This is a genomic window from Bacillus arachidis, assembly GCF_030285945.1.
GTDB lineage: Bacteria > Bacillota > Bacilli > Bacillales > Bacillaceae_G > Bacillus_A > Bacillus_A arachidis.
In genome coordinates, this window is record NZ_CP127376.1 from 3793877 (window position 1) to 3814533 (window position 20657).

The window sequence follows — 20657 nt, forward strand, 5'->3', positions numbered from 1 at the left end:
ATACAAACATTCATTATACTAAAATTTTATCGAAAAAGCTATTTTCTTGCTTTTTGATTTTGTAAATATGCTGCATAATATTTAGCAGCCTCTACAGGATCTGTTTTTTCCATTTGCTTTAATTCAAAGATAATTTTCATCTTTTCAAGCTTTTCCTTATGACGTTTTAACGCCTCTAAATGACCTTGTAACACTTCTTCTGTGTATTCTGGATTAATAAATTCATCCGTTGAAATGTTAGTGATAATATTTTTCAACTTTTCATCAGAGAGCCAGCTTAAGAAATTTCCGACTGAAGGTTCATTTCCCTTTTCATAATATGCGTATAGTTCATATAAAATCCCTTTATGTTCTTCTGTATGAAAATCTTCTATATGAGGTTCAATGCGGAAAGCAACTTCTGCACTTTGTAGCATATGGTAAATGAGCTCTCTTTCTGCCCTTTCAAAACCTGAAAATTTCGGTTTCGCCTGAACAATTTGAGTCAGCTTAGAAATTTGCTTCGTTTGTTTTTGCTGTATCTTTTGTTCTTTGCGATATTGGTGCAATTGGCCTAAAAGTGTTTCCATTGAGTAAGCAAATTCTTGTGATAATGATTTTAAATATGACTCCGCTTGCATTGCATCTTGCAATAATGCTAACTCTTTTAAAACACTTTTCACATATTCTTCTTTACCAGACTCATCTTGCAAATTTTTCCCTAAACGCAAGTAATTTATTTTGAATCCAACAAAACTTATACTAGCCTTTACAAGATTTTCAAACGCCGCTGTTCCATATTGTTGCACATATTCATCAGGATCAAGCTTATCTGGCAATGAAGTAACCTTTATTTGACAACCAACTTGTAATAACAATTGGCCTGCTTTCATTGTCGCTTCTCTTCCTGCTTTATCACCATCATAGCAAAGAACAACAGTTTCAACATTACGCCGCAGAAGTTTCGCTTGTTCTTCTGTTAAAGCTGTTCCCATCGTTGCAACTGATTCTTCAACCCCGCTTTTTACAGCAGCTAATACGTCAGCATATCCTTCAAATAGAACAACTTGCCCTCTTTTTCTGATAAACGGCCTTGCTTGATGGAAGTTATACAGCAACTTACTTTTGTAAAAAATAGGTGTTTCTGGGCTGTTTAAATATTTCGGAGTATCATCTCCTAACGCCCTTCCACTAAACGCTGCAACTTTCCCTTGCAGTGTGTGAATTGGAAACATGACCCTTCCACGAAAACGATCATGATGACTGCCATCCCTCTCACTTCTTACAAGAAGACCTGCTTGTTCCATAAGAGACAGCGAAAAACCTCTTTTTTGCAATATTTTCGCTGCATCATCCCAAGCTGGTGATGCATAACCAATTTCAAACTTCTCAATCATCTCTTTTGTAATACCACGTTTTAATAAATACGAAAGAGCTTCATTCCCCTCTTCTGTATTTACCAATAAATGATGATAATACTTTTTCAGAAGTTCATGTGCTTGTAGCATGATGGCAGTGTCATCAGATATATTTTCTTGTTGCCCTTGCCCTGATGTATACTCTGCAACCGCAACGCCATTTCTTTCTCCAAGCTTTTGCACAGCTTCTATAAAAGAAAGTCCTTCCATTTTCATAAGAAAAGAAAAAACATTTCCACCCTCTCCACATCCGAAACAATGGAAAATTTGCTTGTCGGATGAAACTGAAAACGAGGGAGAATTCTCACCATGAAATGGACAAAGTCCAAAATAATTGCGCCCCTGCTTTCTCAGCTGAACATACTCACCAATCACTTCTACGATATCGGATGATGTCCGAATCTGTTCAACAACTTCTTCGGGAATTCTGTTCCCCATAACTCCATCTCCGTGTCGTATTTTGTATTCGATACAAATTAAAAGATTCCTTTATAATTCGACAATATTTTTTCTAAATTTGTTAGAAAGTACTGTCGATCACGCTTTGTAAATGATTTTGGACCTTTTGTATAAGTCCCTTGTCTGCGTAGCTTCGCAGATACATACCTACTATATAAAATTGTATCCATTTGCTCATCTGTCACAAATGTACCCCGTGGAGATAATACATATACTCCTTTTTTGACAAGAAGACCAGCAAGTCCCATATCCTGTGTGATCACGAGATCCGAAGCTTTGGCATGTTTATAAATATAAAAATCCACCTCATCTTGCTCAGAATCTACATAGATCCAATTCCCTTGCTGTTTTCTCGAACGATGGGCGTAGGATGCGACAAACAAAATTTCGACATGAAATTTTGTTCCCACTCGCACAATTTCATCCTTCACGGGACATGCATCTGCATCAACTAATATCTTACTGATGTTTTGCATATTTCTGTATTCTACATCCCTTCTGTGAATCCTTCCATAATGTGCGTTTTCTTGTTCAGATTTTTGTCGATTTTACGTAAATATATACCTTTTCCGTAAATCCTATCCCTAGTTTATTCTGAAAAATTAAAGTCTAAACGTAAAATGTACGTTTTTATCACAATTTTTTATTATAATATATTTTCTCTAACTTCGCTACATATCCTTTAAAATTTTATTATTCTATTGATAGGCAATAAATTTTCCTATCTAACATGAATACAGAAGAAAAGAATATAGGTTCAATCATTCTAGCGTGAAATAAAAAATACTAAGAATGCATGCCCTTTATTTTGAGCGAAAAAAGCACATTCACCTTTGGTAAATGTGCTAAAACATTCTTTGGTTTTGCACTGCATTCACAATAATATTCGCCGTTTCCTCAATCGCCTTATTAGATACATCAATTACTTGACAGTTTATTCTACTTACTACTTTCTCAAAGTGATCAATTTCTTCTTTAATACGATTGATATTCGCGTATGTTGCTCCATCACTTAACCCAAGTGATTTTAATCGCTCTTTTCGAATATGATTTAACTTATCCGGCGTAATTTTCAAACCAAAACATTTTTCTTTTGCAACTTGATATAATTCTTCAGGCGGATCTACTTCTGGTACAAGAGGCACATTCGCAACCTTCAATCGTTTATTATGAGCTAAATACTGTGAAAGTGGTGTTTTTGATGTACGAGACACCCCAATTAAAACGATATCAGCCTTTAAAATCCCGCGTGCATCTCTACCATCATCATATTTAACAGCAAACTCGATTGCTTCAATCTTTTTAAAATATTCTTCATCTAATCTGCGGACAACACCTGGTTCATACCTTGGAACTTGTCCTGTAATTTCTTCAATTTGATCAATAAGAGGGCCAATAATATCATAGGCCTCTACTCCCTCTTTTGCCGCTTCTGTTAACAAATATTGACGCATGTCAGGTTTTACTAACGTAAAACAAATCAGCGCTTGGTTACTCTTTGCAATTGAAATTACTTCTTTTAATGTCCCCACATCTTCCACATAGGGTACACGTCTAATATCAGGAGCGAATGGAAACTGTCCCATTGCAGCTCGAACAACTAAATCAGCCGTCTCTCCAACAGAATCAGATACGACATATACGATTTTATTATCCATTACATTACCTCACTTTAAACAAATTACATTTAATCATTGTTTACTAAATTTACAAACGCTCGCGTAATATTTGTTTTTGTAATTCTACCAACAACTTCTAATCCTTGTTTTGTGTCTTTTACAACTGGCATCGCATCAATCTGTCTTTCTATTAATTCCATCGCAACATCATATAGAGAGTCCTCCCTACGACACATTGCGATATTTGGCATCCTAGTCATGATAATATTAACCGGAAGTGATGTTAAATCCTGCTTTCCTAAGCTTGCACGTAATAAATCTTTACGAGAAACTACCCCAACTAGAAGCGTTGCTTGCTCTACAATAAACAAAGTACCTACGTCTTCTAAAAACATAGTGCAAATCGCGTCGTATACGGAAATATTTTTATCAACAACTACCGGCCTAGATTGATAATCTTGCACCTTAACTTTCTTAACTGCTTCTGATAATAACTGTCCCCCAGTTTTCCCTGTATAAAAATACCCCACACGCGGACGTGCTTCTAAATAACCTGCCATCGTTAAAATCGCTAAATCAGGTCTTAACGTTGCACGTGTTAAATTTAATTGCGCCGCAATTGATTCCCCTGTAATAGGACCGTGATCTTTTACAATCTGAATGATATGTTCTTGCCGTTTATTCAGTTCTATGATAATCACCACCTTCAATGCAAAACGAAAAAAGTTATACTATCTCTTAAATATTATATACTAAATATGCTTTTCGAAAAAGAAAGTATGTAAAAAGGACCTACATATGGTCCTCGTTATATCCGAAATTTATCAAGTTGTTCCAGAAAACGTCTTGATTTCAAATAGATTCCACAATATTCATCATAATATGTATTTAATACTGTACGCATTTGTCGCTTCGTTCCATCTTTGACAGATACATTGCCAAGGCGAGCTAAATCAAAATGATAAAAGAGACGTAACAATTTATGAACGGCCTCTCCCACTGGAATACGGTACGGATCCTGCTCAGCATGACGCGAGCACAGAAAACCGCCTTCTCGGACAGAGAAGGCGACAAAATCTGTTTCTTGGTGACAAATGGCACATGTATCAAAATATGGATGCATCCCGAGTACAGGGAGCATTTTCGTTTGATAAATTAACGACAATACTTCGGAATCAACACCCTCACACATATAGTGCAACGTTTGATATAACATTTCAAATAAGTACGGATTATGTTTCTTATCTTCAGTTGCTTTATCAGTCAATTCAACGATAAATGATGCATATGCAGTTAAAAATATATCCTCACGAATTTCTTTCATCGATGAAATTATTTCACCTTGCTGCAAAGTCCCAAGTCCAGACCCCATTTGAATCAGAAAGTGACCATGTGTCATAAGTTGCGAAATAGATGCTAACCTACTTTTCGGTTTTTTCGCCCCTCTTGCCATTGCACTTACCTTTCCAAGTTCACGGGAGAATATCGTAACAATTTTATTCGTTTCTCCGTAATCTGTTGTCCGGATGACAATTCCCTCAACTTTTTGAAACATGTTCGTCACCATCCAAGGTTTGAACAAAACGGGTCAAGAAATTGGAGAATCTAGATGTGCTAGCTCCTCTTCATGTTGATCCATCTCATCGTTTACGTCTTTTTCCATTTCCTTCAAAAGCAAATACGTTTCAATGCTTCCTGTCTTGGAGAAAAACTTCCAGGTAAAATCTAGCATAAGAATCCACCTTTCTCAGTAAGAGTAGCATATAAACCAATTTCTTTTGTTGTTATTAAAATGACCCATTTTGTCCATTTTCATGTGAGAAAAATTTTTCCTAATTTTTATTAATACTCATCTTCACGGAAACCAAGATCACGAAGCTGGGACATTTTATTGCGCCAATCTTTTTGCACTTTTACCCATACTTCTAAGAATACTTTTGAACCGAGAAGCGCTTCAATATCAAAACGAGCCCGCTTCCCAACTTCTTTCAGCATCTTCCCTTGTTTTCCAATAATAATCCCTTTTTGTGAAGGGCGCTCTACAATAATTGTCGCGTTCACATAGACCGCTCCGCCTTCACGCTTTTGAATCGCATCGATAACAACCGCTACCGAATGCGGCACTTCCTCACGTGTTAAATGAAGCACCTTTTCGCGAATCAGTTCTGCAATAATAAATCTCTCCGGATGATCTGTTACTTGGTTGTCCGGATAGTATTGCGGTCCTTCTGGTAAATACTTCTTAATCGCTCCAATTAACGATTCAACATTATTACCTTCTAACGCAGAAATCGGTACAATTTCTGCAAAATCATGTAACTTACGATATTGATCAATTAATTCCAGCAATTTCTCTGGATGAACTTGGTCAATTTTATTGATTACTAGAAATACTGGTTGTTTTGTTTCTTGTAGTTTTTCGATAATAAATTCTTCACCACGCCCAAAACCTTCAGCTGCGTTGACCATAAACAGCACAATGTCAACCTCTTTTAATGTCGTTTGTGCCATTTTCACCATAAAGTCGCCTAGTTTATGCTTCGGCTTATGTATTCCTGGCGTATCAATAAAGATGACTTGTGAATCATTTTCTGTGTATACACCTTGAATTTTATTACGAGTTGTTTGTGGTTTATCACTCATAATCGCAATTTTTTGACCGATAATACGATTTAAAAATGTAGACTTTCCAACATTCGGTCTTCCGATTATAGAGACAAAACCTGATTTATAACCTTTTCTATTCATGTAAATCCTCCGCTACAAATGCTCCTGGTAACAATTCCCCGACCGTCGTCTCCTGAATGTCACCATGTAAATTTGATAAGTATACTTTCGTATCCTGTTTACATAATTCTATCATAACTTGACGGCATGCTCCACATGGAGGTACCGGACGGTTCGTATCTGCTACGACCGCTATCGCTACAAATGCTTTATCTCCTTCAGAAATCGCCTTAAATAAAGCGGTTCTTTCTGCACAATTACATAATCCATATGATGCGTTTTCAACATTACATCCTCGGTATACCTTTCCGTCCTCCGTTAATAATGCCGCACCTACTTGAAACTTAGAATATGGTACGTACGCCTGTTTACGCGCTTCGATTGCTTCTTGAATTAATTCTTTGCTGTTCATGCTCTCGCATCCTTTCCGCTTTCAATTGTGAAAAGATAAAATGAAACTTTTATTAATGGTGTTTTGAACGCTACCAAAGCATAACAAAAACTTTGGAATGCAACTATACCATATAAGGTAAAAAGATAATAGCACCAATTATAACAGCGATAACAGTAAATAACAGTACTGATCCAGCAGCAACATCTTTTGCAATTTTAGCAAGTGGTTTAAAATCTTCAGTAGCTAAATCAACCGTTTTTTCAATTGCCGTATTAACCATTTCCAAACTCATTACAATTCCAATTGTAATGAGTAATATGAACCATTCCGTTATCGTTACATGGAAATAAAAGCCGCAGCATATAACAATAACTGCGGCCCCAAAATGAATTTTCATATTTCTTTCGTGACGAAGACAAAAGTATATGCCAGCTATAGCATATCCGAAACTATTTATAAGCTTTCCTTTTTTCATCGCCCTAATCCAAATACCTCTAAAATTTCCTTTTGCTTTCCAAACATTTCTTTTTCGTCTTCATCTGTCATATGATCATAACCAAGTAAATGTAGGAATCCATGTAATGCTAAAAAACCTAGCTCACGATCAAAGGAATGTCCATATTCTTCAGCCTGTTCTTTCGTTCTTGGGATAGAAATAATAAGATCCCCTAACATACGTGGCATTTCCGCACCAACGATCTCCATCTCTCCCTCTCCCATATCCTCCATCGCAAAAGAAATAACGTCTGTCGGTTGATCTTTATCACGATAATCACGATTAATTTCTTGAATACGTTTATTATCAACAAATGTAACAGAAAGCTCCGTTCCATCTTCTACGTTCTCCATTCGTGCTGCTTGCTCTAACAAATCGCGAATCATATTCACATATTCTTCTTTCACTTCTTCTGTTTCATCAAAAAAATCTATTAACAAACTCATTCTTTCACCTTTTCTTCCGGCGGCTCCGGATATTTAATACGAGAATGGAAAATACCATTTAACGTTTCACACAAAGTTTTTCCAACAATTTGTAATTCTTTAAATGTCAAATTACATTCACTAAATTGGCCATCCTGCAAGCGATCTTTTATAATACTTTGTACTAAATTATTAATTTGTTCTGGTGTTGGATGGTTCATGGAACGCACTGCCGCTTCAACGCTATCAGCAATCCCAACAATCGCAGACTCTTTTGACGTCGCTTTTGATCCTGGATAACGGAACATTTCTTCTGTATATTTCTCTTTATCTTCTTTAATTGCTTTATAGTAAAAATATTTAAGTAATGTTGTTCCATGATGCTGTCCTGCAATATCAATAATTTCTTGTGGAATATGATGTTCTTCTAACATTTTTACTCCATTTGTCACATGAGCAATGATAATATCTCTGCTCGTTTCAGGATCTAATTTATCATGCGGGTTTTCAATCCCCATTTGGTTTTCTATAAAGAAATGAGGTTGCAGCGTTTTTCCGATATCGTGATAATACGCACCAACACGTGCTAAAACTCCATTTGCTCCAACCGCCTCACAAGCTGCCTCAGAAAGATTAGCAACCATAACGCTATGATGATACGTTCCCGGTGCTTCTAATAAAATCTTACGAAGGAGTGGATGATTCGGGCTTGAAAGCTCCATAAGCTTCATACTTGATACAATACCAAGACCACTCTCTAAATACGGTAAAATACCCATAGCTAAAATAGATGAAATGATACCAGAAGCTGCAGCCATTAATAATTGCGAACTAATTTCAAGCGGTGAGAAATTTCCATTTCGTAAAAGTAATAGCGCGGCTAATACAACTACATTCAAAACGGAAACAAGGATACCAGCTTGCAAGATCATTGTACGTCTGTTTTTCTCTCTCAAAAAGATGCTAACAGATAAAGAACTCAGTAAAACATAAATACCTACACTATAATTCAGTGTACTCGTTACACCTTCATTAAACAGGATACTCCCACATACAGAGAAGATCATACTTGTTATAAAAACAAAACGATCACCAATCATTAATTTTACCAATATTGTTCCCATCGCGACCGGAACAACATACGCGATTCCTGCATATTCCAACTTTTGAAACAAACTAATAATTTTCATCAAAACAACTGTAATTGCTACAATTGTTGTATACGCTAAAATATACGGTTTTTCTTCTCTTTTCAATTTTAAAAACGATTCAAATTGTTTATGCATAAAGAATACGAGTACACCAATAATGATTGCTAATCCTACAAATGGTTGGAATGTATTCCCTTGTTCGAGAAGTCCAACCAATTTTAACTGATCGTATACTTCTCTTGTAATTGTGTCGCCTTCCTTAACCAGAATTTGTCCTTGTAAAATATACACTGGTGCTACCGCATCCATCGCCATTTGCTTTCGTTCTTTTGTAGCAACTGAATCATAGAAATAATTCGCTTCAATTGCATATTTTCCAAGTACATTAAGTGCCTCTTTCAAATCACTATTTACATTAACATTGCGTATTTCATTAACAAATCGCTCTCTCGCATCATTTTCTTCATTCATTTTAATGTGCGTACTCATAATATTATTAATTGCTGTTACCACAGCATCCCTCGCCAATGACAATTGATCTGGCTCAGCATTTACAAACTGCAACAGTACAGAATCAGATAAACTTTTTGTCAAATCAGCCGGCAATTTCTTTTTAAGCTTTTCTAATCGTTCCGCAGCAGAAATCTTTTTCTGTTCATCAGGACCGGCAGGCTTCGTTTCAGCTTCCACTTCTTTTATCGCATCAAAGACAGAATTTACAATATCCACTTTATTTTGCTTATATTCGCTTCGATATGTATATTGATCTTCAATCTTTTGAGCGGCTTCCCTCTTTTTTCTATCTGTCGTTACTTTATCTTCAATTTTGATAGGAGAGTGGATTGTTTGTTTAGAAATAGATAGCATTTTAACATCTAGTTGTTCTGGTTTCACATTGTTCATAAGTGCAAAAAACAGTACCGCTCCTAATAAAATATAAGAAATCCAGCTTAATTTTTTCGAATGTTGTATGTTACGAAACCACCTAGAAATTTCTTGAGATCTTGACATGATTTCAATACCTTCTCCTCTCCAGACATAAAGTGAAACTTTAATCAATCGAGAACTTTCTTCATCTCCACTAATGATTAATCCTCACCAATCAAGCTTTTTACAAGCAGGCTTTTAAATTGTATTGTACACTCCCAAATACATAAATCTACTTGTCCATCCTTTAATGATAGTAAAAAATAAGCTATTCGCCAACCCTTTCCTCTATCTCTATCATACAAAAAGAAATGATCCTTACAAGTAGGATCATTCCATTTTATCATACGCCTCGATAATCCGCTGCACAAGGGGATGTCTTACAACATCTGATTGTTCTAATACAACAAATGAAAGACCTGATACTCCTGATAGAACGTTTGCAGCAATTGAAAGACCTGACTTTACTCCCTTTGGTAAGTCAACTTGTGATGGATCGCCAGTAACAACCATTTTTGAGCTAAAGCCTAGGCGAGTTAAAAACATTTTAATTTGAGCACCAGTTGTATTTTGGGCTTCATCCAAAATAACGAATGAATCATCCAACGTACGCCCCCTCATATATGCAAGAGGTGCAATTTCAATCGTTCCTCTCTCTAGCATACGCTGCGTATATTCTTGCCCAAGAATATCATGAAGTGCATCGTATAAAGGACGTAAATAAGGGTCTACCTTTTCTTTTAAATCACCTGGTAAAAAACCTAAGCTTTCCCCTGCTTCTACAGCTGGTCTCGTTAAAATAATCTTTTTTACATACCCTTGCTTTAATGCTCGTACAGCCATTACCACAGCTAAATACGTCTTCCCTGTACCAGCAGGCCCTATTCCAAATACAATATCATTCTTCTTCATCGCATGAATGTACTGTCTTTGCCCCATTGTTTTCATACGGATGGATTTACCTTTTGCTGTTTTAAAAATTTCCTCTTCATATAGCTCTTCAAAATGAGTTATTTTTCCTTGCCGACCAAGCTGAATTGCATATGCAACATCTCGTTCAGAGATTGATACACCTTTACGAATAACAGCAAGTAATTGCTGTAAGATTTTTTCAACAAGCACCACCGCTTCATCTGTTCCAGATACACGGACAGATTCACCTCGCGTTACGATAGATACAGCAAGTTCTCGCTCAATTACTTTCAAATGTGCATCATTCACTCCAAATAGAGCAATTGCTTCATTATGATTTTCCACTTGTTGATTCATTTCTACTAATTGTTCTGCCATTACTCAGTCTCCTTGAATGTCGGATTCAGATATCGGTTGTGGCTCTGCAATATTTTCAATCACTGTATAATGTAATGTCACTCTTAGATGATCTACCTCAACCTCTTTACGCAAAATCTTATCACTTACAATCATAGCATGTTCATCCAATTTTTTCTTTAGTTCTTTTGCAGCCATTTCCTTTGCTACTTGCATCGCTTGTTTTTCTGTATATTCACGGTTCGCTTCTTCCTCTTCACGCACAATTTCCTTCTCATAAGAAATAGGCAATGAAAAACCGAATAGTTTCACATCATGTTTGATATTCTCAGTACGAGGCCGCTTATACTTATCATGCTGAAATCCCCATATTTTTATTTTAACACTTCCAAAACGAAGATAATGCTCATTATATGAATTTCCTGTATACACTTGAAACGTTGTTTTTAAAGGAACTGTCACTTCAGATTCATACCATGTTTCGCCATATACAATTCCTTTAGCAGAAACAATTGTTGGATTATCCTCTTTTCCAAACATTCCTGACACAAGAAGTTGTCCCTTTTGCACATAATCATTTTTCATTACAACTGGTTTTCCAGTTTCCACAAATGTTTTTGTAACTATCGCCTCTTTTTTGGCAACTAAATGTTGCGGCTTTTGCTCTTTCTCCTTCTCCGGCTCATTTTTTTCAACGATTTTAAAATGATACGTCGTTCCCTTTATCTCTAAACCAGCCCACGTAATTGCATTAATATTATCTGTTAAATGACGTTGAACATCCTCTACACTCGGCATTTGAAATTGGAGTCTTCCTTTTTTAATGCCCATTTTGTCCAATTCTTTCATAAGAATATATTCTGTTTCCGGTTTCGCCCCTGTAATCTCGATTTTCCAGACCATGTTTGATAAAGCAATCATACCGAAAAAAAAGATAAGAAATCCAATTAGAAAACCACTATTCTTAAGCAATCGCTTATTCCAAAACGGAAAACCGAAACGTCCAATAAAGTATAGCTTGCATTCATTTTTTCGATAAATCGGTCTCAGCCGTTTCACATCACGAAGTAACATAAAAAATACTAATGTATCTTCTGCAATCTTTTTTACATCCCATACAACTAAATTTCTACGCACACATTCATTAATAAAACGCTCCGCTCCTCTACCTTCAATTCGAACCTTCACATATCCAACCCATCGTGTAAACCATTGATTTTTCATCGTCAGCCCCCACTACCTTTCTCAAAAGCACAGGTGTTATGCGACTATTTTCATAGTGCTTTTTTCAACTTTTAACATTCAAATAGCTCGTACGAAGCGAGATAAGAAGAAAAACTTCACTAATGGAAGTTTTATTATGGTGTATCTTTCTTCTCACTTTCTAAAAACATTACTTGTTCAATATTCCCCTCCAACAAAAGTTCTTCTGGAAGAATCGTTTTAATCACAAATGATTGCCCTTTTATTAATAATTGACCATGTTTTAATAACAACCGTACTTCTTTATCTGTAAATACTAATAATCCCCGATGATTTTCTATATAAATATGCACTTGCCCGACAAGAGTAATACGAGGTAGATCCATTAACACATCCACTGGTAGGTCTATTTGCTTCGTTAGCCAATTTTTCATTTGCACTAATTTCTTCATCTCCAAGACCCCCCTCTCATCCCATATGTATGAAAAAAGGGCTTGTAATATCACGTCCAAATAGAAAAAAAGCATAAAAAAACGTCTCATTTCTCATGAGACGCTTTTTTATGCTAATAGCTGTGCAACCAGCTTATTCACTTGTGATCCGTCTGCTTTACCTTTTACTTTCGGCATAACAGCACTCATCACTTTACCCATATCTGCTTTAGAAGCAGCACCAACCTCAGAAATTACTTGCTTAATTACATTTGCTAGCTCTTCTTCTGTTAGTTGTTCAGGTAAATACGTATTTAAAATCTGAATTTCACTTTGCAGTTTATCAACAAGGTCATCACGACCCGCTTTTTTAAATTCAAGGAGGGAGTCCTTACGCTGTTTTACTTCACGAGTTAAAACTGTTAATTCCTCTTCTTCAGTAAGAGTTTGTTGCAGTTTAATTCCTTCATTTTGCAAAGCAGCCTTAACCATACGAATAACGGTTAATTTTTCTTTTTGTTTATTCTTCATCGCTTGTTTCATATCATCGTTTAAACGACCGAGAAGACTCATAACTTACACCCTCTCTTAGAATTTACGCTTTCTTGCCGCTTCAGATTTCTTCTTACGTTTTACACTTGGTTTTTCATAAAACTCGCGCTTTCTTGCTTCAGCAAGTGTACCAGTTTTAGAAACCGATCTTTTAAAACGGCGAAGTGCATCCTCCAAAGACTCGTTTTTACGAACGACTGTTTTTGACATTCTCTTTCCCTCCCTCCGAAACATCACACTTACATACTAACTTCAGCATGCAAAAAGAAACACTTCTTCAGCATGTCTTTTACGATTATAATACATTTTGTCACTTCAGGTCAACTATTTGACAGAATAAAAGAAGAGTATCAGCTTCAATACCCTCCAATTCTGAACGAACAACTTCCACTTTTAAATTAATAATCCGTTGTTGCTGTTTTTCCACTCACTAAAGCTACGCCTGCACTTGTACCGATACGCGTCGCTCCTGCTTCTACCATTCTATCCATATCTTCTCCGTTACGAACACCACCAGAAGCTTTCACACCAATTTCTGGTCCAACTGTTTTTCTCATTAGTGCTACGTCTTCCACTGTTGCTCCACCTGTTGAGAAGCCTGTTGATGTTTTTACAAAATCCACACCTGATTTTACAGATAATTTACAAGCACGAACTTTTTCTTCTTCTGTTAATAGGCACGTTTCAATAATAATTTTCACAAGCGCTTTTCCTTTTGCAGCTTCTACAACCGCCCGAACATCACGCTCTACTAATTCATCATTTTTATCTTTTAATGCACCAATGTTAATTACCATATCAACTTCCGTTGCACCTTTTGCAATTGCATCTTTTGTTTCAAACGCTTTTGTTTCTGGTGTATTCGCCCCAAGCGGGAAGCCGATTACTGTACAAACTTTTACATCTGTACCTTTTAATAATTCAGCTGCAGTCTCAACCCAAGTAGGGTTTACACACACAGACGCAAAGTCATGCTTTTTTGCTTCTTCACATAATGTAACAATCGCTTCTTTTTTTGTATCCGGTTTTAATAATGTGTGGTCAATTAATTTTGCATAGTCCATTTTTTATATGCCCCTTTCTTCACTACACGGTCGTCTGACAACCATAACGGTTAGCATTATAGCATGAAATATTACATCTTCATATCTTAACTTCTCCAGCAAAGAAAAAAGCATGCAAACCCTTTTTCGTTTGCATGCTTTCCTATTACGCGCTTGCTGATTCTTTTTTCACATCATCTTCAAGAACACGAACAAATTGCGCTTCGTTATATGGATAACCAGCTTTTGTAATCTTCACTTTTACTAGTTTACCGATTAATTCTTCAGATCCTTCAAACACAACTTTTAAGTAATTATCTGTATAACCTACATATAATCCTTCGCGATCGCCATCTTTGAAAGGCTCTTCTGGAATAATTTCAAGAACTTCCCCTTCAAATTGAGAAGCATACTCTTTCGCCAATTGATTTGATAATTCAATTAGGCGGTGCACACGATCATTTTTGACTTCCTCAGGAATTTGGTCATCCATACGAGCCGCAGGTGTTCCTGTACGTTTCGAATAAGGGAACACGTGTAATTCAGAGAAACGGTTTTCTTTAATGAAATTATATGTTTCCATAAACTCCTCTTCCGTTTCACCAGGGAAACCAACAATTACATCAGATGTAATCGCAAGGCCTGGTAACGCTTCTTTTAAACGATCTAAACGCTCTTGGAAAAATTCCATTGTATACTTACGGCGCATACGTTTTAGTACAGTGTTAGAACCTGATTGCAGCGGAATGTGCAAGTGACGCACAACTACTTCAGATTTATCTAGCACTTCAATTACTTCATCTGAAATTTGACTCGCTTCGATTGAAGAGATACGAAGGCGTTTTAAACCAGTTACCTCTGCTTCCATATCGCGAAGTAATCCAGCTAAGTTATAATCCTTCATGTCTTCACCGTATCCACCTGTATGAATACCAGTTAATACGATTTCTTTATACCCTGCATCAACTAATTGCTGCGCCTGATGAATAACTTCTTTTCCATCACGAGAACGCATTAAACCACGTGCCCAAGGAATGATACAGAACGTACAAAAGTTATTACAACCTTCTTGTATTTTTAAAGATGCACGTGTACGATCAGTGAAATACGGTACATCAAGCTCTTCATATACACGTGTTTTCATAATGTTGCGGACGGCATTGATTGGCTGACGTTCTTTACGGAACTCTTCAATATACCCTAGCATTTTTTCACGATCTTGTGTACCAACTACGATATCTACACCTGGAATCGCCATAATTTCCGCTGGAGATGTTTGTGCGTAACATCCTGTTACACAAATAACAGCGTCCGGATTTTGACGTACCGCACGTCGAATAACTTGACGGCTTTTTTTGTCTCCAGTATTTGTTACTGTACATGTATTGATTACATATACATCAGCTTTCTTTTCATACTCAGTTCTTTCATAACCACCCTGTTTAAATAATTGCCAAATTGCTTCTGTTTCATAGTGGTTTACTTTACAACCTAACGTGTGAAACGCAACAGTTGCCATTAATCATCACTCCATCAATTCAAAATGATAAGAAGCAGCACTTAACGCGTAAAGCGGCGCCGTTTCCGTTCGTAAAATCCTCGGTCCTAAACTACATGGTACAAATTTATGTTCACGAAGCGCAGAAATTTCTTCCTCAGATAGACCACCTTCTGGGCCAAATACAATCAACAGCCTTTGACCGCGTTCAAGTGCTGCTAAAGCCTTCGCAAAATTAGCTTTTTCGCCTTGCTTTGCTTCCTCTTCATATGCAACAAGACAAGCATCATAATCACTACTCATCGCAAGCAATTGTTTAAATGATGCCGGGGCTTGTACATCTGGAATTTCACTTCTATGCGATTGTTCTGCCGCTTCTTTCACAATTTTTTTCAAACGCTCAACTTTTTTATCTGCTTTTTTCGCATCCCATTTTACGATAGAACGAGATGCTTGAAATGGTAAAAATGCAGCTGCTCCAAGCTCAGTTCCTTTTTGGAAAATAAGCTCTAACTTGTCTCCTTTAGGCAGTCCACTTGCAATCGTTACGAACACTGGCAGTTCGCTTGACGCCTCTACCCATTCTACAATAGCACTATCCACAAATTCACTGGTAATTTCAGCAATTGTACACATTGCCGTTTTACCGTTTACACAGCAATAAATGTGATCACCTGCTGACATGCGCATCACTCTTACGATATGATGTACATCATCGCCTACAATTCGAATACTTGCATTATTTACATATTTTTCTTCTACAAAATAACGTTGCATCTCATCACCTTAGCAAAGTTTCGTTCCTTTCGTAAGTCCATACTTACGAAAAGAACGAAACGTTATCATTTTCATATAACAAACGGCAAGTCCCTCGCTTTATACAGCGAGAGACTTCTACGTTTATTATAAATATAAATTATATATTACGCATTTCGTGCAATGATTGCTACCCAATCTTCCATTCTTAAAACTTCTTCAATTGTAAATCCAGCTTTTTCTAGAGCTTCAGAAATTATTTTTTCTTTTGCTGCAATAATACCAGATGTAATAAATAGTCCGCCCTGCTTTACAACTCTCGCTGCATCTTCAGGGAATAAAAGAATAATTTCCGCAAGTAAATTCGCTACAATTAAATCTACTGGGCCTTCAATACCTTCTAATAAACTATTTTGTCCTACAGATACGACATCGTCCGTTTTATTTAAACGAACATTCATCTCTGCACTTTCAACTGCAACTGGATCTAAGTCATATGCCTGAACAGATGCTGCACCTAATTTTGCTGCTGCAATACTTAATACACCTGAACCTGTTCCAACATCAATTACTGTATTACCTGGCTGAACTGTTTTTTCTAACGCACGAATACACATCGTTGTTGTTGGATGCGTCCCTGTACCAAACGCCATACCTGGATCTAACTCAATAATTTTTTCATTTGGAGAAGAAGGTGTATATTCTTCCCATGTCGGCACAATTGTGAATGTATCAGAAATTTGAACTGGATGATAATATTTTTTCCAAGCAGTCGCCCAGTCTTCCTCATCGACTTCATTAATCGTGATATTTCCTGTACCAATTTCGATGTCGTAAGATGGAAGTACATCAATAGATGATTTTACACTTGCAACTGTTTCATGTAAAGAATCCGTTTGTGGGAAGTATGCTTTTATTATCACGCCATCCTCTGGATATTCAGCTGGATTCAACGCATAAATTTCTCCATACTGTTGCTCACGCTCTTTTGTTAATTCTGCCGGATCTTCAATCGCTACGCCACTAGCACCTGCTTCATGTAAAATATGAGAGACAGCTTCTACTGCTTCCTCTGTTGTATGAATACTAATTTCTGACCATTTCACAATTTACCAACTCCATTTTTTATTTCCATTATTCCCCTTTGAAAGCCCGTTTAAGCTTTCCAAATAAGCTATCATCTTGATCTTCCTGTCCTGCAAATTCACGCAATAATTCTTTTTGATGCGCTGTTAATTTCGTTGGTACAACAACACGAACTACTACGTATTGATCTCCTTGTCCATACCCACGTACATTTGGAGCCCCTTTTCCTTTTAGACGGAATTCCGTTCCAGTTTGTGTACCCGCTGGAATTTTTAGTTTTATTTTCCCATGAACCGTTGGGACTTCCACTTCAGCACCAAGTGCTACTTGTGCGAATGTTAATGGCATTTCACAAATAATATGATCCCCATCACGCTCGAAGAATTCGTGATTTCTTACCTGAACAACAACATATAAGTCCCCAGCTGGGCCTCCGTTCACACCCGCTTCACCTTTACCAGACACACGGATTTGTTGGCCATTATCAATACCTGCTGGAATTTTAACGTTAATTTTTTTACGTTTACGTACTTTTCCAGATCCATGACATGTTGTACATTTCTCTTTAATCATTTGTCCTGTTCCTGAACAATGTTTACACGCTTGACGATTTACAATGCGACCAAACGGCGTATTTTGTTCTACACTTACTTGCCCTGTTCCTGAACAGTATTTACATGTCTCTTTTGAAGTTCCTGGTTTTGCACCGCTACCATGACATGTATCACAAGGATCTTCCACTGGAATTTCGATATTTAATTCTTTACCAAAAATAGCTTCTTCAAAATTTAAAGTAACTTGATATTGCAAATCAGCGCCTTGGCGTGGTGCATTTGGATCACGACGTCTGCCGCCACCTCCGCCAAAGAATGAACTAAAGATGTCTTCAAATCCGAATCCACCACCAAAATCTCCACCGCCAAAGCCACCAAAGCCTTGATTTGGATCCGCATGACCAAACTGATCGTATTGCGCACGTTTTTGATCATCACTTAACACTTCATACGCTTCTTGTACTTCTTTAAATTTTTCAATTGCATTTTCTTCTTTACTTACGTCTGGATGATATTTTTTCGCCAAACGACGGTATGCTTTTTTGATTTCATCTTTTGATGCGCCCTTGCTAAGGCCAAGCACCTCATAATAATCTCTTTTATTCATAAATTTGTAACCCCCGAATCTTTCACATAAACGTAATTTTAACACCGAAAGAAAGTGCTTTGCAACAAAGTTTCCTTACTTACAGTATGCAAAAACAAAAACGTAAGACCCTTAACTAAAATACTTAGTTCATACTAAGCCCTTTTCTTATTCGTGAAAAAAGCCAAAGCCAAGGCACGCTTGACTTTGACTTTTTGTCATCTTACTTATTTTGTTTTATTACTTGTCTTCTTTTACTTCTTCAAACTCAGCATCAACTACATTGTCATTTTTTGCACCAGCGTTACCTTGTGCACCTTCTGCTTGCTGAGCACCAGCAGCCGCTTGAGCTTGCTCATACAATTTTACAGTTAGTTGTTGTACGATTTCTTGAAGAGCATCTTTTTTCGTACGGATTTCATCAAGATCATTTTTCTCGATTGCCGCTTTTAATGCATCTTTCGCTTCTGTTGCTTTCGCCACTTCAGCTGCATCTACTTTACCTTCTAAATCTTTTACAACTTTATCTGTTTGGAATACAAGTTGGTCAGCTTCATTACGAAGTTCAACTTCTTCCTTACGTTTTTGGTCCGCATCAGCATTTGATTCTGCTTCTTTTACCATACGCTCTACTTCTTCATCAGAAAGACCTGAAGAAGATTGAATTGTAATTGTTTGTTCTTTGCTTGTTCCTAAGTCTTTTGCACGTACATTAACGATACCGTTCGCATCAATATCGAATGTTACTTCAATTTGTGGAATACCACGTGGTGCTGGTGGGATATCAGTTAATTGGAAGCGACCTAATGTTTTGTTGTCAGCTGACATCGGGCGCTCACCTTGTAGTACGTGAATGTCTACTGCAGGTTGGTTATCAGCAGCAGTTGAGAATACTTGTGACTTACTCGTTGGAATTGTTGTATTACGTTCGATTAATTTTGTAAATACGCCACCCATCGTTTCGATACCTAAAGAAAGTGGAGTTACATCTAATAGTAGAACGCCTTCTACATCACCAGTAAGCACGCCACCTTGAACTGCAGCACCTAATGCTACAACTTCATCAGGGTTAACACCTTTGTATGGTTCTTTACCAGTTTCACGTTTAATAGCTTCTTGTACAGCTGGGATACGAGTAGAACCACCAACAAGGATAACACGATCTAATTCGCTTGCAGATAGACCAGCGTCTTTTAATGCACGACGAGTCGGTTCTAACGTTCTTTCAACAAGGCTTGCTGAAAGCTCTTCGAATTTCGCTCTTGTTAATGTTAATTCTAAGTGTAATGGACCAGCAGCCCCAGCACTAATGAATGGTAATGAAATTTGTGTTTGTGTTACACCAGAAAGATCTTTTTTCGCTTTTTCAGCTGCATCTTTCAGACGTTGAAGCGCCATTTTATCTTGGCTTAAATCAATGTTGTTTTCTTTTTTGAATTCAGCTACTAAGTGATCGATGATAACTTGGTCAAAGTCATCTCCACCAAGACGGTTGTCACCAGCAGTTGAAATAACTTCAAATGTTCCATCAGCTAACTCAAGGATAGATACGTCAAATGTACCGCCACCTAAGTCATATACTAAGATTTTTTGTTCTTCATCTTGTTTTTCCAAACCGTAAGCAAGCGCTGCTGCTGTTGGTTCGTTAATAATACGCTCAACTTCTAAACCAGCAATACGACCAGCATCTTTTGTTGCTTGGCGCTCTGCATCGTTGAAGTATGCAGGTACTGTAATAACAGCTTTCGTTACTGTTTCACCTAAGTATGCTTCAGCAGAAGCTTTTAAGTTTTGTAAAATGATCGCAGAAATTTCTTGAGGCGTATATTCTTTACCCTCAACTTCTACTTTGTAGTCTGTACCCATATGACGTTTAACAGACATGATTGTGTTTGGGTTTGTAATTGCTTGACGTTTCGCAACTTCCCCAACTTGACGCTCTTCATTTTTGAAAGCTACAACAGAAGGCGTTGTACGGTTTCCTTCTGGATTTGGGATAACCTTTGGTTCTCCACCTTCCATAACAGCTACACAAGAGTTTGTTGTACCTAAGTCAATACCGATAATTTTACTCATGGCGAATC

Annotated in this window: 22 protein-coding genes; all 22 read right to left on the reverse strand. The window is 37.1% G+C overall.

Features of this window, described 5'->3' with window-relative positions; translation table 11 throughout:
• Positions 1-38: 38 nt before the first annotated feature.
• The 22 genes from dnaG to dnaK all read right to left on the reverse strand — a co-directional run bounded on the left by dnaG (position 39) and on the right by dnaK (position 20649).
• Positions 39-1835: a DNA primase gene (dnaG, locus tag QRY57_RS21205; protein WP_286016031.1), complete on the reverse strand. Its 1797-nt coding sequence runs from the start codon at positions 1833-1835 to the stop codon at positions 39-41.
• A gap of 38 nt (positions 1836-1873) precedes the next feature.
• Entirely contained in the window at positions 1874-2332 is a 459-nt protein-coding gene (locus tag QRY57_RS21210; protein WP_026589897.1) for a YaiI/YqxD family protein, read from the reverse strand.
• A gap of 369 nt (positions 2333-2701) precedes the next feature.
• Positions 2702-3514 (reverse strand): pyruvate, water dikinase regulatory protein, encoded by an 813-nt coding sequence (locus QRY57_RS21215; protein WP_026589896.1) that lies wholly within the window; start codon positions 3512-3514, stop codon positions 2702-2704.
• A gap of 29 nt (positions 3515-3543) precedes the next feature.
• Complete coding sequence (gene ccpN / locus QRY57_RS21220) at positions 3544-4176, reverse strand: transcriptional regulator CcpN (RefSeq protein ID WP_026589895.1); 633 nt, start codon at positions 4174-4176, stop codon at positions 3544-3546.
• 107 nt (positions 4177-4283) lie between these two features.
• The gene (gene recO, locus QRY57_RS21225) at positions 4284-5030 is read right to left on the reverse strand and encodes a DNA repair protein RecO (RefSeq protein ID WP_026589894.1); all 747 of its coding nucleotides are present in this window, start codon (positions 5028-5030) and stop codon (positions 4284-4286) included.
• A 33-nt stretch (positions 5031-5063) separates the two neighbouring features.
• Complete coding sequence (locus tag QRY57_RS21230) at positions 5064-5207, reverse strand: YqzL family protein (RefSeq protein WP_000883924.1); 144 nt, start codon at positions 5205-5207, stop codon at positions 5064-5066.
• Between the two features lie 110 nt (positions 5208-5317).
• The gene (gene era, locus QRY57_RS21235) at positions 5318-6223 is read right to left on the reverse strand and encodes a GTPase Era (RefSeq protein WP_090687520.1); all 906 of its coding nucleotides are present in this window, start codon (positions 6221-6223) and stop codon (positions 5318-5320) included.
• Positions 6216-6614 (reverse strand): cytidine deaminase, encoded by a 399-nt coding sequence (locus tag QRY57_RS21240; RefSeq protein WP_286016032.1) that lies wholly within the window; start codon positions 6612-6614, stop codon positions 6216-6218. Before QRY57_RS21240 ends, era begins: the two co-directional genes overlap by 8 nt.
• 103 nt (positions 6615-6717) lie before the next feature.
• Positions 6718-7071, reverse strand: coding sequence for a diacylglycerol kinase family protein (locus QRY57_RS21245; protein WP_286016033.1), 354 nt, complete (start codon positions 7069-7071; stop codon positions 6718-6720).
• The gene (gene ybeY, locus QRY57_RS21250; RefSeq protein WP_026589891.1) at positions 7068-7538 is read right to left on the reverse strand and encodes an rRNA maturation RNase YbeY; all 471 of its coding nucleotides are present in this window, start codon (positions 7536-7538) and stop codon (positions 7068-7070) included. The genes QRY57_RS21245 and ybeY overlap by 4 nt, the downstream gene beginning before the upstream one ends.
• Entirely contained in the window at positions 7535-9679 is a 2145-nt protein-coding gene (locus tag QRY57_RS21255) for an HD family phosphohydrolase (protein ID WP_026589890.1), read from the reverse strand. Before QRY57_RS21255 ends, ybeY begins: the two co-directional genes overlap by 4 nt.
• 246 nt (positions 9680-9925) lie before the next feature.
• Complete coding sequence (locus QRY57_RS21260) at positions 9926-10885, reverse strand: PhoH family protein (protein WP_286016034.1); 960 nt, start codon at positions 10883-10885, stop codon at positions 9926-9928.
• A 3-nt stretch (positions 10886-10888) separates the two neighbouring features.
• Positions 10889-12088: a sporulation protein YqfD gene (yqfD, locus tag QRY57_RS21265; protein WP_208018160.1), complete on the reverse strand. Its 1200-nt coding sequence runs from the start codon at positions 12086-12088 to the stop codon at positions 10889-10891.
• A 134-nt stretch (positions 12089-12222) separates the two neighbouring features.
• Positions 12223-12519: a sporulation protein YqfC gene (gene yqfC, locus QRY57_RS21270; RefSeq protein ID WP_026589887.1), complete on the reverse strand. Its 297-nt coding sequence runs from the start codon at positions 12517-12519 to the stop codon at positions 12223-12225.
• A 108-nt stretch (positions 12520-12627) separates the two neighbouring features.
• Positions 12628-13071 (reverse strand): GatB/YqeY domain-containing protein, encoded by a 444-nt coding sequence (locus QRY57_RS21275; protein WP_026589886.1) that lies wholly within the window; start codon positions 13069-13071, stop codon positions 12628-12630.
• Between the two features lie 15 nt (positions 13072-13086).
• On the reverse strand, positions 13087-13260 hold the full coding sequence (rpsU, locus tag QRY57_RS21280) for a 30S ribosomal protein S21 (protein ID WP_000048061.1): 174 nt from the start codon (positions 13258-13260) through the stop codon (positions 13087-13089).
• Between the two features lie 188 nt (positions 13261-13448).
• On the reverse strand, positions 13449-14114 hold the full coding sequence (gene deoC, locus QRY57_RS21285; RefSeq protein ID WP_208018158.1) for a deoxyribose-phosphate aldolase: 666 nt from the start codon (positions 14112-14114) through the stop codon (positions 13449-13451).
• 145 nt (positions 14115-14259) lie between these two features.
• Positions 14260-15612 carry a tRNA (N(6)-L-threonylcarbamoyladenosine(37)-C(2))-methylthiotransferase MtaB gene (gene mtaB / locus QRY57_RS21290; protein ID WP_026589884.1) on the reverse strand — a complete coding sequence of 451 codons (1353 nt, stop codon included), beginning with the start codon at positions 15610-15612 and terminating at the stop codon, positions 14260-14262.
• A gap of 6 nt (positions 15613-15618) precedes the next feature.
• Entirely contained in the window at positions 15619-16368 is a 750-nt protein-coding gene (locus tag QRY57_RS21295) for a 16S rRNA (uracil(1498)-N(3))-methyltransferase (RefSeq protein ID WP_286016035.1), read from the reverse strand.
• Between the two features lie 146 nt (positions 16369-16514).
• A complete protein-coding gene (gene prmA / locus QRY57_RS21300) occupies positions 16515-17453 on the reverse strand; it encodes a 50S ribosomal protein L11 methyltransferase (RefSeq protein WP_026589882.1) in 939 nt (312 codons plus the stop codon).
• Positions 17454-17481: 28 nt separating this feature from the next.
• Positions 17482-18594 (reverse strand): molecular chaperone DnaJ, encoded by a 1113-nt coding sequence (dnaJ, locus tag QRY57_RS21305; RefSeq protein WP_286016036.1) that lies wholly within the window; start codon positions 18592-18594, stop codon positions 17482-17484.
• 219 nt (positions 18595-18813) lie between these two features.
• Positions 18814-20649: a chaperone protein DnaK gene (gene dnaK / locus QRY57_RS21310; protein ID WP_090687534.1), complete on the reverse strand. Its 1836-nt coding sequence runs from the start codon at positions 20647-20649 to the stop codon at positions 18814-18816.
• Positions 20650-20657: the final 8 nt, after the last annotated feature.